Annotated in this window: 11 protein-coding genes; 9 read left to right on the plus strand and 2 right to left on the minus strand. The window is 65.9% G+C overall.

Annotated features, from left to right (window positions below):
* The first annotated feature begins 8 nt into the window (after positions 1-8).
* The 6 genes from HOP58_RS07245 to HOP58_RS07270 all read left to right on the plus strand — a co-directional run bounded on the left by HOP58_RS07245 (position 9) and on the right by HOP58_RS07270 (position 6,717).
* Positions 9-1,220, plus strand: a complete 1,212-nt coding sequence (locus HOP58_RS07245; RefSeq protein ID WP_234254426.1) for an NnrS family protein — start codon at positions 9-11, stop codon at positions 1,218-1,220.
* Between the two features lie 161 nt (positions 1,221-1,381).
* Complete coding sequence (locus tag HOP58_RS07250; RefSeq protein WP_010626867.1) at positions 1,382-2,341, plus strand: TAXI family TRAP transporter solute-binding subunit; 960 nt, start codon at positions 1,382-1,384, stop codon at positions 2,339-2,341.
* Positions 2,342-2,422: 81 nt separating this feature from the next.
* Entirely contained in the window at positions 2,423-2,875 is a 453-nt protein-coding gene (locus HOP58_RS07255; RefSeq protein WP_010626868.1) for a DUF1850 domain-containing protein, read from the plus strand.
* A gap of 9 nt (positions 2,876-2,884) precedes the next feature.
* On the plus strand, positions 2,885-4,906 hold the full coding sequence (locus HOP58_RS07260) for a TRAP transporter permease (RefSeq protein ID WP_010626869.1): 2,022 nt from the start codon (positions 2,885-2,887) through the stop codon (positions 4,904-4,906).
* Positions 4,907-5,027: 121 nt separating this feature from the next.
* Positions 5,028-5,537 carry a 5-(carboxyamino)imidazole ribonucleotide mutase gene (gene purE, locus HOP58_RS07265; RefSeq protein ID WP_010626870.1) on the plus strand — a complete coding sequence of 170 codons (510 nt, stop codon included), beginning with the start codon at positions 5,028-5,030 and terminating at the stop codon, positions 5,535-5,537.
* Positions 5,538-5,577: 40 nt separating this feature from the next.
* Positions 5,578-6,717 (plus strand): 5-(carboxyamino)imidazole ribonucleotide synthase, encoded by a 1,140-nt coding sequence (locus HOP58_RS07270; protein ID WP_010626871.1) that lies wholly within the window; start codon positions 5,578-5,580, stop codon positions 6,715-6,717.
* Between the two features lie 64 nt (positions 6,718-6,781).
* Here HOP58_RS07270 and HOP58_RS07275 read toward each other — a convergent pair whose 3' ends face one another.
* The gene (locus HOP58_RS07275) at positions 6,782-8,797 is read right to left on the minus strand and encodes a PhoX family phosphatase (protein ID WP_010626872.1); all 2,016 of its coding nucleotides are present in this window, start codon (positions 8,795-8,797) and stop codon (positions 6,782-6,784) included.
* Positions 8,798-9,028: 231 nt separating this feature from the next.
* Between HOP58_RS07275 and HOP58_RS07280 the strand changes: the two genes are divergently transcribed.
* The 3 genes from HOP58_RS07280 (at position 9,029) to HOP58_RS07290 (ending at position 13,630) form a co-directional block, all read left to right on the plus strand.
* Positions 9,029-10,321, plus strand: coding sequence for a ferredoxin reductase family protein (locus HOP58_RS07280; RefSeq protein ID WP_234259964.1), 1,293 nt, complete (start codon positions 9,029-9,031; stop codon positions 10,319-10,321).
* Positions 10,318-11,151 (plus strand): cytochrome b5-like heme/steroid binding domain-containing protein, encoded by an 834-nt coding sequence (locus HOP58_RS07285; protein ID WP_234259965.1) that lies wholly within the window; start codon positions 10,318-10,320, stop codon positions 11,149-11,151. Before HOP58_RS07280 ends, HOP58_RS07285 begins: the two co-directional genes overlap by 4 nt.
* Before the next feature lie 127 nt (positions 11,152-11,278).
* Complete coding sequence (locus HOP58_RS07290) at positions 11,279-13,630, plus strand: EAL domain-containing protein (protein WP_234254433.1); 2,352 nt, start codon at positions 11,279-11,281, stop codon at positions 13,628-13,630.
* Positions 13,631-13,646: 16 nt separating this feature from the next.
* On the opposite strand, the gene HOP58_RS07295 is transcribed toward HOP58_RS07290, so the two are convergent.
* Positions 13,647-14,447: a TraX family protein gene (locus HOP58_RS07295; protein WP_234259966.1), complete on the minus strand. Its 801-nt coding sequence runs from the start codon at positions 14,445-14,447 to the stop codon at positions 13,647-13,649.
* Positions 14,448-14,482 lie beyond the last annotated feature (35 nt).

Raw genomic sequence — 14,482 nt, forward strand, 5'->3', positions numbered from 1 at the left:
AGCGTGGCATGACGACCACCGCAGCCCTACGCGCCGGCCAGCCGTGGCCGATCCTGGCCTACGCCTTTCGCCCTTTCTTCCTGCTGGCCGCGCTCTATGCCCCGCTGACGTTACTGCCGTGGGTGGGGCTATTGCTGCATCAGGTATCGCTGCCGCTCGGCATGTCACCGCTGCTCTGGCATGGGCACGAGATGCTGTTCGGCTTCGTCGCGGCGGCCTTGGCCGGCTTTCTGCTCACGGCGGTGCCTTCCTGGGCCAAGGTCGAGCCGCTGATCGGTGCCAGGTTGGCCGGCCTGGTGGCACTGTGGCTGGCCGGACGTCTGGCGTTCTGGTTCGCCGGCTCGCTGCCGGGCTGGCTGGTGGCGACCATCAACCTGGCGTTTTCTCTCTGCGTGCTGGCCTGGGCACTGCCGGCGCTGCTCTCGCCCGAAGGGCGCCGGCACCTCAGCTTGGGCACTCTGGCGCTGCTCTTCGTGCTGGCCCAGGGGGGCTTCTATCTAGCCTGGCTGGGCCTGCTGCCGGGGCGCCTGGGTGCGCTGGACATGCTGCATCTGGCGGCCAACCTGCTATTGGTGATGATCGCTGTGACTGCCACTCGTATCGTGCGGGTGGTTTCGCAGGTGGCGGTAGGGGAGAGCGGGAGTCGGCGGTCGCTGCGCTTCACTCCTGCCCGTGAGCACTTGGCGGTGGCCACACTGTGCCTGTTCGTCTGCGCCGATCTGGTGGCTCGGGGGCATCCCGTCAGCGGCTGGGTCGCACTGGCCGCCGCCGCCGCTCAAGCTGACCGGCTCAGTGAGTGGCCCTGGGGGCGCGCCATGACCAAGCTCTATCTGCTGCTGCTCACGCTGGCCTACGTGTGGCTGATGCTGGGACTGGCCGTGGTGGGCGTAGCGGCGCTGGGGGAAAGCTTACCAGCCTACGCTGGGCGGCATCTGCTGTTCGTGGGAGCGGTAGCCGGCGCCGTGCTGGCGGTGTTTTGCATTGCCGGGCTGCGCCATACCGGTCGGCCCTTGGTGCTGCCACGCACCATCTGGCTCGTTCTCGCCTGTCTATTCCTGGGCACCGTAGCGCGCAGTGCAGTACCGGCGCTCTGGCCGCAGCACTACCTGCTCGGTAGCGTGGTGCTCCCTGCGTTGTGCTGGGGGTTCGCTTTTTGGCTCTATGCGCTGAGCTTCGCCCGCATGCTGCTCAGTGCTCGCCCCGATGGCTTGCCGGGCTAAGCCGACCTTGGTGGAATTGCCGAAAATTCTCAATAACGTAGAAACTGTCGATTAGCCTCTTTACGCAGGGGCGTGCTAGCTTTTGTCAGGTAAGCGGTCGGGCTCGCCCGGTACGCTCCGAAACAACCATAAACGATCCGGTTTCAGGACGGAGGAGATTCATGCGCGCTCTCAAATATGTCGCTGCCGCTTCGCTGATGGCCACGGCTCCGTTGGCTGCCGCTCAGCAGCTTTCCATCGCTACCGGCGGTACCGGCGGCGTGTACTATCCGATCGGTGGCGGCTTCGCCGAGATGATCAACAACCACATAGAAGGGGCTAGCGCCACGGCGGAAGTGACCGGCGCCTCGGTGGAGAACATGGGCCTGATCATGCGCGGCGATGCCGACCTCGCCCTGGCCCTCGCCGATACCGTCTATCAGGCCTACAACGGCACGGGTGATTTCGAGGGGCGTCAGATCGAGAACACCCGCGCACTGGCGTCCGTGTATCCCAACGCCGTGCAACTGGTCACCCTGGCCGATTCCGACATCCAGTCGCTGGAAGACCTGCGTGGCAAGCGCGTCTCAGTCGGCGCACCGGGCAGCGGTACCGAGCTCAACGCTCGCGCCCTGCTGGAAGCCAACGGCATCACCTATGACGACTTCCGTCCTCAGCGTCTGAACTTCAACGAGACCGCCGACGCCATCCGCGACGGCGACATCGACGCCGGCTTCTGGAGCGTGGGGCCGCCCACTAGCTCGATCCTCAACCTGGCGGCGACCCGTAGCATTCGCCTGATCGGCTTCAGCGAGGAGGAGATCGAGAACGCCCGTGAAGTCGAGCCTACCTTCGCTGCCTACGAGCTGCGTGCCGGCATGTACGACGGCATGGACGAGGCGGTGCAGACCATCAGCATTCCCAACGTGCTGGTCGTCAATGCCGACATGGACGAAGAGCTGGCCTATGAGCTGACCAAGCTGCTGTTCGAGAACATCGATGAGTTGATCGCCGTCCATCCGGCGGCCAACGACACCACCGTCGAGTTCAGCATCGACTCCACTCCGGTCCCGTTCCACGATGGCGCGCTGCGCTATTATGAGGAAGTGGGCGCCGAAGTGGCCGACCACCAGCGTCCGTAAGGCTCGTTCAGTCAGGCATCCACGATGCTTGCTGCGAACCTGCGCAGGAGTCGCCGAGCCCTCGGGCCGGCGACTTTCTGCATGCTGACACTATGCGCTACGAGTATCGCGGCCTGGTCCGATGCCTCGCATCTGGAAGTGCTCGACGATCACGGTCAGGCGCTGGTCTCGCTGCCGATGCCGGAAGGCGAGCGCTGGTGCATGGAGTGGAATCACTCCGTGACCGGCATTCGCGTGCAGGATTGCTATCGCCATCACCAAGGGAACATGGTACTGGAGCGTAGCCACCAGCCGGACTTCGCCGCTGGGCTTGGCCACGTGCCAGGCCGGGGCCGTCAGGTCTCGGACGGCCAGGGCGGCTACTGGATCGAGGACATCGACGAGCCGGTGCCCGGCAACCGCTATCGATTGAGGGTCGGCTCTGCCAGAGTCGACCATAGACTGCTGCATGAGGGACGTCGGATCAGCCTGAGCGAACTGGCGGCCGGCGAGCGGGTGACGATCCACCTGCGCACCCCTGATTCCACCCCCTGAGAGGCGCGCATGAGCGAATCTGCCAACCCGCCCGTCACCGTACCCGGTGGCAATGCCATTCAGCCCCGACCGATCCTGTGGTTGATCACCCTGGTCGCCGTGGGGCTGTCGTTGTTCCAGCTCTACTCCGCCGGCATCCAGCCGCTGGGTCTGTTCTATCAGCGCAGCGTTCACCTGATGCTGATCATGATGCTGGCGTTCCTGATCTTTCCGGTGTTCGGCCCCCACCGCAAACGCGGCGTGTTGGGCGGGCTGATCGATATGGCCTTCTTCGCCGGGGCCCTGATCACCGGTGGCTACATGGTGCTCTACCTGGATGAAATCATCCGCCGCGCCGGGTTCTGGAGCCAGACCGACATCATCGTCGGCTGCATTGCCGTGGTCACGGTGCTCGAGGCCAGCCGCCGTGCGGTAGGCCTGGGTATGACCATCATCGGTGTCATCGCCATTCTCTACGCCTTTGCCGGCCCGCGCGGCGAGCTGCCGTGGTTGGGTCAGTTCATGCCCGGCATTCTCGAGCACCGCGGCTACAACCTCGATCGGGTAGTGGGGCAGCTCTATCTGGGCCAGGAGGGTATCTTCGGCCTGCCGCTGGGGGTGGCGGCCACCTTCATCTTCGTCTTCGTGCTGTTCGGCGCCTTCCTCGAGAGTACCGGCGCCGGCAAGTTCTTCATCGACATGGCCTACGCTGCCACCGGCCGCCAGCGCGGCGGCCCGGCCAAGGCCGCTGTCATCGCCTCCGCCGGCATGGGCTCGATCTCCGGCAGCGCCATCGCCAACGTGGTGACTACCGGCGCCTTCACCATCCCCTTGATGAAGCGTCTGGGCTACAAGCCGCATCAGGCCGGCGGCATCGAGGCTGCGGCTTCCACCGGCGGTCAGATCATGCCGCCCTTGATGGGGGCCGGTGCCTTCCTGATTGCCGAGTACACCAATACGCCCTACCTGGACGTGGTCAAGGTGAGCATCCTGCCGGCGATCATGTATTTCGCCACCGTCTATCTGTTCGTGCACATCATCGCTCTCAAGCAGGGCATGCAGGGTCTGCCCCGCAGCGAGCTGCCGCAGATGCGCGACGTGCTGCGCGAGGGCTGGCACTTCCTGCTGCCACTGGCGGTACTGGTGTGGCTGTTGGCGATGCACATGTCGCCGATGCGGGTGGGCTTCTACGCGGTGGTGACCATGGTTGCCGTGGCCGCGCTGCGCTATACGATATGGTTCTTCTTCGTTGCACCGCGCCAGGGGCAGCCCGTCACCCTGGCCAGCACCGGACGCGTGATCTGGGCCGGCTTCGTCAAGCTGATCGAAGGGCTGGAGCTGGGCGCGCGCAATGCCGTGTCGGTTTCCCTGGCCTGTGCCGTGGCCGGCATCATCGTCGGCGTGGTGGGGCTCACCGGCCTGGGGCTCAAGTTCTCCGCCATGATGATGGCTTTCTCCGGCGGCAACATCGTGCTGGCGCTGCTGATGGTGCTGCTGGCCAGCCTGATTCTGGGCATGGGACTGCCGGTCACCGCCAGCTACATCGTGCTGATCGTGCTGGTGGGCCCGGCCCTGACCGCCGAGTTCGGCATTCCGCTGCTGATCGCTCACCTGGTGGTGTTCTGGTACTCCCAGGACTCCAACGTCACGCCACCGATAGCCTTGGCCGGCTTCGCCGGGGCGGCGATCGCCGGCTCCAAACCGATGGCGACCGGGGTCCAGGCGTGGAAGTTCGCCAAGGGGCTCTACCTGATCCCGATGTTCATGGTCTTCAATCCTGAGATCATCATGGGCGGCCCGCTGCACATCCTGGCCTGGAACGGGCTGATCGCGATATTGGCGCTTGGTGCCTTTGCCGCGGCGCTGGAGGGCTATCTCTTCACGCGTATGTCGTGGCTACCGCGTATCGCGATTACCGGTGCCATCGTGGCGGTGTTCTATCCCAACTTCATGGTGGAGGCCGTGGGGGTGGCGGTGATGATACTCGCCCTCGGCGCCAACTGGCTGGCCAGCCGGCGTGAAATTCACTCGGCCGGAGCCGGGACGACGTGACGGCGGAGGCCGCCTGCGCGAGCGGGCGGCCAATTGCCCGACTGGTCAAGATGACGGCGCCTGCGGGCGCCGTTAGAATACCTGCCCTTCGCCAACCAGCCTCATCACGGGGAACCGCAAAATGTCATCCAGCGAGCAGCCACGCGTAGGCGTGATCATGGGGTCGAAATCCGACTGGCCGGTCATGGAGCATGCCGTGGCGATGCTCGAACGCCTGGGCGTGGCCTATGAGACCCGCGTGGTCTCGGCGCATCGCACCCCGGATCTGCTGTTCGACTACGCCAAGAGTGCTGCCGAGCGCGGCCTGCAAGTGATCGTCGCCGGTGCCGGTGGGGCCGCCCACCTGCCGGGCATGGTGGCCTCGCAGACGGCGCTGCCGGTGCTGGGCGTGCCGGTGGAGTCCAAGGCGCTGAAGGGCCTCGACTCGCTGCTCTCCATCGTGCAGATGCCGGGCGGTATCGCCGTGGGCACGCTGGCCATCGGCAAGGCCGGGGCGACCAACGCCGGCCTGCTGGCAGCGCAGATCGTCGGTTTGCAGGATGCCAAGGTGCGTGCTGCCGTCGAGGCCTTCCGCGCCGAGCAGACCCAGTCGGTGCTCGACAACCCCGACCCCCGGCCCGCAGACGAATGAGCCGGCGAACCCGCATGAGCCAGCGAGAGGAGACAGCGACATGAATATCGGCGTACTCGGTGCCGGCCAGCTCGGCCGCATGCTGGCGCTGGCCGGCTACCCGCTGGCCAACCGCTTCACCTTCCTCGACACCACCGGCCACCCCAGCGCCGGGATCGGTGATGTCATGATCTACACCGATCAGCATCATCTGCTCGACGACTTCCTGGCCAAGGTCGACCTGGTCACCTATGAGTTCGAGCACCTGCCCGTGGCGCTGGTGCAGGCCATCGAGGAGGTCAAGCCGGTCTACCCCTCGAGCGAGGCGATCCGCATCTGCCAGAACCGTGCCGAGGAGAAGGCGCTGTTCGACCGCCTGGCCATTCCCACTCCCGCCTACCGTATCGTCGAGAGCGCCGAGGCGCTGGAAGCGGCGGCCCGCGAGCTGGGCACCCCGGTGGTGGCCAAGTCGGTCACCGAGGGCTACGACGGCAAGGGCCAGGCGGTGCTGCGCGACCCGGCCGAGGCGGCCGAGGCCTGGCGTTCGATCAATCATCCCAAGCTGATCGTCGAGGCCTTCGTCGACTTCGTGCGCGAGGTGTCGATCATCGCCGTGCGCGGCCGCGAGGGCGAGATGGCCTTCTACCCTATGGCCGAGAATCTGCACGTGGACGGCATCCTGCGCTATTCGCTGGCGCCGATGCCGGATCTCGACGAGGCAGTGCAGCAGACCGCCGATGGCTACATCCGCGCGCTGCTCGACGAGCTCGACTACGTCGGCGTGCTGACCCTGGAGCTGTTCCAGACCCGCGACGGCAAGCTGCTGGCCAACGAGATGGCGCCGCGGGTGCACAACTCCGGCCACTGGACCATGGACGGCGCGGTGACCAGCCAGTTCGAGAACCACCTGCGTGCGATTCAGGGCCTGCCCCTGGGCGACACCTCGGCACGCATGCCGACCTGCATGGTCAACGTGATCGGCCAGGAGGGCGATCCGGCGGCCATACTCGCCATCTCCGACGCCCATCTGCACCGCTACGACAAGAGCGAGCGCCCCGGGCGCAAGCTCGCCCACGTCAACCTGCTGGCGCCGACCCACGGCGAGCTGCTGGAGAAGGTACACGCTTGCGCCTGGCTGCTGCCCGAGGCGCCGGAGCCGCGCTTCAGCTTCGAGGACGCGTTCCGCCAAGGCAACCTCTAACGACGCAAGACGCAACGCAGCGGGCCCCGCCATTGGCGGGGCCCGCTGTTTTTTTGCCTCTCGCTTATGCGCCGATGATACCGCCGTCCTCTCGGGTAATCACCAGCGTCGCCGAACGCGGAATGGCGCTTCCGCCGTCCGGCCAGTGGCTGACCGACTCGCCGGCGGCGAACGCCTCGGCGCTGGTGGTGGCGCCGGGGTGCTGCACGTTGACGAACATGGTGCGCTGGTCGGGTGTGGTGATCACCCCGGTGATCTCCTGACCGATGGGGCCGGTGAGGAAGCGGCGGATCTCGCCGGTCTCAGGGTTGGCGACGAGCATCTGGTTGTTGCCGAACACCTCGTGGATACCGGTATTCATCACCGACTCGCTGATGTCGGTCTGGATCCATACGCGACGGTCTGCATCGATCCACAACCCATCGGGGCTGGCGAAGATCGCCTCCTGACCCAGCGGCTCGCCGGCCAGGTCGCGACCGCTCTCCTCATCGCCGGCCAGGACGAAGATATCCCACGCGAAGCGCTCGGCGGCGTGGGTGCCGTCCTCCTGCCAGCGAACGATATGGCCGAAGTGGTTCTCGGCGCGGGGGTTAGCGGCATCGACCTGCTCTTCGCTGCGGCGGGTGTTGTTGGTCAGGGTGAAGTAGACCTGGCCGGTAGCCGGGTCGACGGCGCCCCACTCGGGGCGGTCCATCTTGGTCGCGCCGACGAAGTCGGCTGCACTGCGGGTGTTGACCAGGATGTCGGCCAGGTCGGCGAAGCCGTTCTCCGGGGTCAGGCCGTTCTGGCCCGGGGCCAGGGCCAGCCACTCGCCGCTGCCGTCGTCGTTGAACTTGGCAACGTAGAGCGTGCCTTCGTCGAGCAGCGAGCCATCGGCGCTGGCGGCCTGATAGGGCCGCGCCGAGACGAACTTGTAGATGTACTCGAAGCGGGCGTCGTCGCCGGAGTAGGCCACCACCGGCTGGCCCTCGACGGCCGGAGCGAAGATCACCCCTTCATGGGCGAAGCGGCCCAGGTGGGTGCGCTTGACCGGGGTACTCTGCGGATCGAAGGGGTCGATCTCCACCATGTAGCCGAAGGCGTGGGGCTCGTTGCGGTAGTCCTCGCTGGATGAGGCGCCGCGGGAGGTGGCATCGAAGCGCACGAACTCGTCGGCGCCGCCCTGGGCGCGGTGCCATTGGTAGCGACCTTCGGCACGGGTGGCGATGCCGTAACGGGTCTGGCGGCGATCGATCTCGGCATCTTCGTTGGCGAAGTAACCGGCCCAGTTCTCCTCGGCGGCCAGGTAGGTGTTCCACGGCGTGACACCATGGGCGCAGTTGTTCAGGGTGCCGCGGGTCATGCTGCCGTCGGGGCTGTACTTCGTCACCACGTGCTCGGTGCCTGCCACCGGCCCGGCCAGTTGCATCGGCGTGAGCCCGGTGACGCGACGGTTGTGACGATCCTGTACCACCTGCCACTGGCCGTCGTCACCCTGGCGCACCCGCACTACCGAAACGCCATGAGCGTTGAGTTCCTTGCGCACCTGGTCGGTATCGCGGGAGCCGTCCTCGTGCTGCGGGAAGCCGTCGGCGTCCAGGGCCAGCCCTGACGCCGCAGCGTGCAGGAAGCGCGGCTCGACGTATTCGTGGTTGAGCACCAGCAGGCCGTCGCGGGAGCTGCCGTCGATGGCGAAGTAGTGCATGCCGTCATGGTGGCTGCCGATCTGGTGAGCCTGGTCCTCGCCGCTGGCATCGAGAGAGAAGGCCGGCATGCTGCCGCTGATCGGCGTGCCCCAGGGAATGAAGGCCTGTACCCGGTAGCCTTCCGGCACCACTACGCTGTCGCCGGCGCCGACGGGAATCGCCTTGAAGCCGATGCTCGGCGACGGGACGCCGGCGGCCAGGGCGCGACCGAAGGGCAGGCTGGTGGCCATGGCCCCGGCAATGGCGGCAGCCAGACTGCCGCGCAGCAGCGTGCGGCGACTCATGCGCGCTGCCAGGATATCGCCGAAATAGGCGTTGCCGGAGGCGTTGCTCGTCGGCTCGTCGCCGGCGGCCAGTATGGGGTCGACGTGACCGGGGAGATGAGGCTGGGTCATGGCTTGTTTCTCCTGGAGGCATGCTGCATGGCGCTTGCCGAAGGCTAGTGGGTCTTCGCCCGAAGAGAGTGGCGACTGGGCGTTACAGCGGCATGACCGGTTGGTGGCGCTTCGATGACGCGGCGTTGCACCATCTGATATGGATCAAGTGTGTGTGGATAAATGGCGTCAGGCCTTGAAGCCTGGCGCCATTAGACGACACTGATGTCAGTTCTGCCCCGGGGAGAGATCATGCGACGACTGCCAAGACTGGGCGACATTGCCCTGATCGTGGCACTGGTGCTGCCGTTGGCGGTGGCGCTGCCGCGCCTGGGTGGGCTGGGTGGGCCGCCCGAGCTGTGGTTGACCTGGCTCGGTCGTGTCACGGGCATCCTGGGGCTGGCCATGATGCTGCTGGCCGGGCTGGTGAGTTGCCGGGTGCCGGGTTTTGACAGACCTTTTGGCGGGCTGGCACGACTCTGGCGAATGCATCATTGGCTGGGTTTCGCGGCATTCATCCTGGTCATGGTCCATGCGTTGGCGATGGGGCTGGCGGCAGTTCCGGCATCCCTGGAGGCCGCGGTGGCCACACTGTTCCCGCCGCCTGCCCAGGGCGCGATATGGCTCGGCTGGCTGGCCTGGGTGGCGATGGTGGTGTTTCTGGCGCCGACCTTCGGCTTCTTCGGCAAGCCCCATTATCAGCGTTGGAAGCGCCTGCACCTGGTCTCGGCAGCGGCGCTGCTGCTGGGGCTGTGGCATGCCTTGCTGCTGGCCGGAGAGACCTGGCCGTGGTGGCTGCTCGGCATTGCCGGGCTGGGTGCCATTGCCTGGCGCAAGGGCGTAGCGCCGCAGCGGCGCCATCCCTACCGCATCGAGCAGGTGGTGTCACTGGCCCGCGGTGTGGTCGAGCTGGTGCTGCGCCCCGAGGGGAGCGGCATTCGCCATGCGGTGGGGCAGTTCGTCTATCTCACCCCGCTGGACGAGCGGCTTGCTGCCGGACGCGGTGAGGAGCACCCCTACACCATCGCCTCGGCGCCCTCGGATTCGCGGCTGCGCATCGGTATCAAGGATCTGGGCGATGCCAGCCACGCCCTGCAGACTGTGATGCCGGAAACACGGGTATTGATCGAAGGCCCCTACGGGGAGTTCTTCGAGCGGCGCTTCCCGCAGCGCGACATGCTCTGGCTCGGCGGCGGCATCGGTATCACACCGTTCGTTGCCGGTGCCCGTAACCTGGGTGCCGGATCCGTTCCCGACGTGCACGTGCATCTGTTCTATCTGGCCAATAACCCGGATCGTGCCTATTACCGGCAAGAGTTCTGCGAGATTGCCGCGCGAGTCGAGGGGTTCGCCTATACCCAGCACTACCATCGCGATCATGGACCTCTCACCGAGGCATTCCTGCGTGAGCACTGTCCCGACTGCGCCGAACGGGAGATATATCTCTGCGGCCCGCCCGGCATGAACGCTTATCTGCAGCGGCTATTGATCGAGCAGGGCATTCCCGCTGCACGCATTCACAGCGAGGTCTTCGATTTCCTATGAACAAGATCGCTTACAGCGCCTTCATTGCCTTCGTGGCCAGCCTCATCACCCTTGTCTCCGTCAATGCGCTTTCCGGCAGCGACCGGGAGACGGTCGAGGACTCCGACCTGGAGTCGATCACCATGGAGGAGCTGGCCGAACATGGCAGCGCCGAGAGCTGCTGGAAGGCCATTCATGGTCGGGTCTACGACATCACCGACTACGTGCCCGATCATCCCACCGAGGAAGAGGTCCTGCTCGAGTGGTGCGGACGGGAGTCCACCGAGGGCTGGGACAACAAGCGCCCCGGTGTACCCCACAGCCCCAGGGCCGAGGCGATGCTCGAGCGCTACCTGATCGGCCGACTGGTGGATGACACGGCCGAGCCTCTCGAGCCCGGAGCGAGCGAGCCCGCTGGCGCCGTGGTGGAGAGGCAGGCCGGAGAAGCGACGTCGCCGGCCCAGGATGAGCGTCTGGCGCGCGCCTTGCTGGGGCTACCGCTCGACGGACACTATCGCGGTGCCTTCACCGACCGGGGCAGCATTCAGGTCAACGTCACGTTCGATCTGCGCGATGGCCACATCGAATCGCTGGCCTATCGCCACCTGGCTTACCGTGGGGTGGATTATCTGGCCTTGGAAGAGGGCGATGAGCTGTATCCGGTCATGCTGCAGCATCGTCAGATAGCCGAGCGTCTGGAGGGCGCACCGGTCACCCGGATTTTCGCTCTCTACGAGCCCGAGTCGCTGGTGGATGACATCGATGGCTACAGCGGAGCGACCCTGCGTGGTGCCAAGGTGATCTCGGCCATTCGTGATGCCTTGAACCGCGGTGTCTATGCCTGGCCCTAGCAGGTGCGGCGGAGGTGGGGCCGCCGCCTGTGCTGGCGGCGGCTTGCGTTGAGGGGGATGGCTCGCTAATGGTGGCGGTATCAAGTAAATATAGTTCGGTCTAACAATTACACTCTCGGACCCTTGCATGCCTCTCCCGCTTCAGGATGAGCACCGCGAACTCGATGGCGCGCCGCTAACGGACATCTCCCATCGGCGCCGGTTGGCCCACGAGCAGGTGCACCTGCTGTATGAGCGTTTGTGGCAGCCGGTCCTGGCGAGCGTGCTGGCGGCCTCGCTGCTGGTGGCCGCCATGTGGTCGATCATGTCGCCCGGCATCCTCCTGGGCTGGTTCGCCGCGCTGGCGGTGGTGTCGGGAGCGCGCCTGTGGCTGGCCTGGTTCTACCACCGCCAGCCGGCTTGGCATCGGCAGCGCCGCCGCTGGCTGTTTCGTTTTGCCTGGGGGGCCGGTATCGCCGGCCTGCTCTGGGGAGCGGCTGGGCTTACGATGTTTACCACCGAGCATCAGGGACAGCTGGCGGCGCTGGCCATCGTGCTGACCGGTATCGCGGCGGGAGGCGTGACCACGCTCTCCTCGGTTGCCTGGATGGCGCCGCTGTTCGTGCTACCCACCATGCTCCCGCTGCTGGGGCAACTGCTGCTCCAAGGGACCTCGCTCTCTTGGCTGCTGGCCGCCATGGTGGTGCTGTTTCTGGGGCTGGTGCTGGTGACCAGCCGCCGCTTGAATCGCACCATCACCGACAACATCGCCCTGCGTCTGATCGTCTCCTCCCGCGAACAGCAGCTGCGCGTCAGCGAGGCGCGCTATCGCGCCATCTTCCGCCACACCCCGCTCGGCGTCATGCATTTCGACCGCGAAGGGCAAGTAGTGGACTGCAACGAGATGTGTCTCGACATCCTCGGCACCAGCCGGCAACGGCTGCTGGGATTGAACCTGCTGACCCAACTGAACGACGAGCGTGTGAGCGGCGCGATACGCGATGCCCTGGAAAGCGGCACCGGCTACTTCGAGGGTACCTATCGCGCCGTGGTCAGCGGCAAGCAGACGCCGCTGCGAGCCTTCTACAGCGCGCTGCGCAACGAGTCGGGCGACGTGGTGGGCGGGGTCGGAATCATCGAAGACTTCACCGAGCGCAAGCTGGCCGAGGAGACCATCCATCGCCAGGCCTACTTCGACCCGCTGACGGAACTGCCCAATCGCCGCCTGCTGATCGAGACGCTGGCCTCCACCATTCGTGACCGGCGCGATGACGGTCGCGTCGGCATGGTGCTGTTCCTCGACCTGGACCGCTTCAAGATCATCAACGACACTCTTGGCCACGCGGTGGGTGACGAGCTGCTGCGTCAGGTGAGCAAGCGGCTCTTGCTGAGTATCGACAAGGACGCCATGGCAGCGCGGCTCAGCGGCGACGAATTCGTCGTGCTAATGCCGGCGCTGAGTGCCGACCGGGAGATGGAGCTGAAGCGGGCCGAGCACCGGGCCGAACGCCTGCTGTCGACCCTGCGTCGCACCTACGACCTCGGCGGGCAGCGAATCAGTGTGACGCCGAGTATCGGCTACACCCTCTTTCCGCTGGGCGACGAAGACGTCGGCGACGTGCTGCGCCATGCCGACACCGCCATGTATCAGGCCAAGCTCAAAGGGCGAGCCCAGATCTGTGGCTATGAGCCCGCGATGCAGACCCAGCTCAGCTGGCGCCTCGAAATGGAGCAGGCGCTGCGCCGCGCCCTGTCGGAGGATCAATTGAGTATCGCCCTCCAGCCCCAGCTCGACGAGCAGGAGCGGATCATCGGCGCTGAGGCGTTGATGCGCTGGAAGCATCCCCGCCATGGCTCGGTTTCGCCCGAGGTATTCATCGCCATCGCCGAGGAGAGCGATCTCATCGTCGAGCTGGAAACCTGGATGCTGGACCGCTGCTGCAAATTGTTGGCGCACCTGCCAGTGGCGGTTCTTCCACGCCTGTCGGTCAACATCAGCGTGCGCCACTTCAGCCAGCCCGGCTTCGTCGAGGGGCTCACCTGGGTGACGGGCACCCACGGCATCGACCCGGCGCGGCTGATGGTGGAGCTGACCGAGAGCATCATGATCGACGGGCTGCAGGATGCCGTCGAGCGTATGCGGGCGCTCAAGCGACTAGGGGTCAAGCTGGCGCTGGACGATTTCGGTACCGGCTTTTCTTCACTTGCCTATCTGAAGTCGCTGCCGCTGGACGAGCTCAAGATCGACCGCAGTTTCGTCAGCAACCTCGATACCGACGGCAACGATGCCGCCATCGTGGAAACGGTGCTGGCCATGGCCCAGCATCTCGGCATCGACGTGGTGGCGGAAGGGGTTGAGAATCGGGCGCAGCAGGAGTACCTGCTGGCTCGGGGCTGCCGCCTGTTCCAAGGCTACCTTTTCTACCAGCCCATGAGCGTCGAGGCGTTCGAGGAGCTGCTGACCGGCAGTGAAGTCGAGACCGAGGTCGGCGAGGGCTAGGCTCTGAATGGCCGGCTCAGCCCAGCGCGCCGCTGGCCCAGAGCCACAGTGCGATCAGGGCGAAGTGGCCCGGATACCAGGTCAGCCATAGGCGACGGGGCATGGCGAGGGGCACGTCGGGCGTCAGGCGATGGGCACCGGCGGCAAGCCACAGCACGGCGAGGCAGGTGGCCACGGTGAACGACTTGGCCATGTCGGAGCTGTTCATCAGGCCCGCTACGATCAGCACCGGCGCCGCCAGCGCTACCGCCTGCAGGCGTTCGGCCAGGCCTTCCCCGGCACCGTGCAAATGATGCATGGCGAGCATGAACAAGGGGATCAGCAGCAGGCCGCGGTGGCCGTATTCGACCCAGCCGCCTAGCAGATACCAGAGCGCCAGGGTGGCGGCCACTGCGGCCCCTAACCAGACGCTGCCCAGACTGCCGCTGCGGTGGCGTGCGAGCAGATCGCGTAGCCAGGCGCCCCAGGCCAGCCCCAGCGCCAGGGTGAAGCAGACATTGAGGATGAAGGCATCCGAGGCCCGCGGCATCATCATGTAGGGCAGTTGGGCAGCGATGCCGATGATCAGGATGCGCCGTGCGTAACGTAGCGGGTTACGGGTATTGAACAGACCATGCCAGGCGACCATGGCAGCGAACAGCGGAAAGGCGATACGGCCGATGGATGAGCCGGCCCAGCCGAGCTCCCAGGCACTGGGGAAGACGTAGCGGGTCAGGTGATCGACGGTCATGGTGGCAAGAGCCAGCCACTGCCCCCAGCCCGTCCAGGTGGAGATGGGGCGATCCGGCGCCGTGCTGGAAGCGGCCTGTGCGGTCATCCTGACCTCCTTGTCGGCAATGAAACTCTCATTAT

The sequence above is a fragment of the Halomonas sp. MCCC 1A11062 genome, assembly GCF_021404355.1.
In the GTDB taxonomy this organism is placed as follows: Bacteria; Pseudomonadota; Gammaproteobacteria; order Pseudomonadales; family Halomonadaceae; genus Halomonas; species Halomonas aerodenitrificans.

Bases quoted from the DNA above. Each gene is read 5' to 3' on its own strand.
- HOP58_RS07245 (WP_234254426.1), top strand. From the start codon at position 9: ATGACGACCACCGCAGCCCTACGCGCCGGCCAGCCGTGGCCGATCCTG.
- HOP58_RS07250 (WP_010626867.1), top strand. From the start codon at position 1,382: ATGCGCGCTCTCAAATATGTCGCTGCCGCTTCGCTGATGGCCACGGCT.
- HOP58_RS07255 (WP_010626868.1), top strand. From the start codon at position 2,423: ATGCTGACACTATGCGCTACGAGTATCGCGGCCTGGTCCGATGCCTCG.
- HOP58_RS07260 (WP_010626869.1), top strand. From the start codon at position 2,885: ATGAGCGAATCTGCCAACCCGCCCGTCACCGTACCCGGTGGCAATGCC.
- purE (WP_010626870.1), top strand. From the start codon at position 5,028: ATGTCATCCAGCGAGCAGCCACGCGTAGGCGTGATCATGGGGTCGAAA.
- HOP58_RS07270 (WP_010626871.1), top strand. From the start codon at position 5,578: ATGAATATCGGCGTACTCGGTGCCGGCCAGCTCGGCCGCATGCTGGCG.
- HOP58_RS07275 (WP_010626872.1), bottom strand. From the start codon at position 8,797: ATGACCCAGCCTCATCTCCCCGGTCACGTCGACCCCATACTGGCCGCC.
- HOP58_RS07280 (WP_234259964.1), top strand. From the start codon at position 9,029: ATGCGACGACTGCCAAGACTGGGCGACATTGCCCTGATCGTGGCACTG.
- HOP58_RS07285 (WP_234259965.1), top strand. From the start codon at position 10,318: ATGAACAAGATCGCTTACAGCGCCTTCATTGCCTTCGTGGCCAGCCTC.
- HOP58_RS07290 (WP_234254433.1), top strand. From the start codon at position 11,279: ATGCCTCTCCCGCTTCAGGATGAGCACCGCGAACTCGATGGCGCGCCG.
- HOP58_RS07295 (WP_234259966.1), bottom strand. From the start codon at position 14,447: ATGACCGCACAGGCCGCTTCCAGCACGGCGCCGGATCGCCCCATCTCC.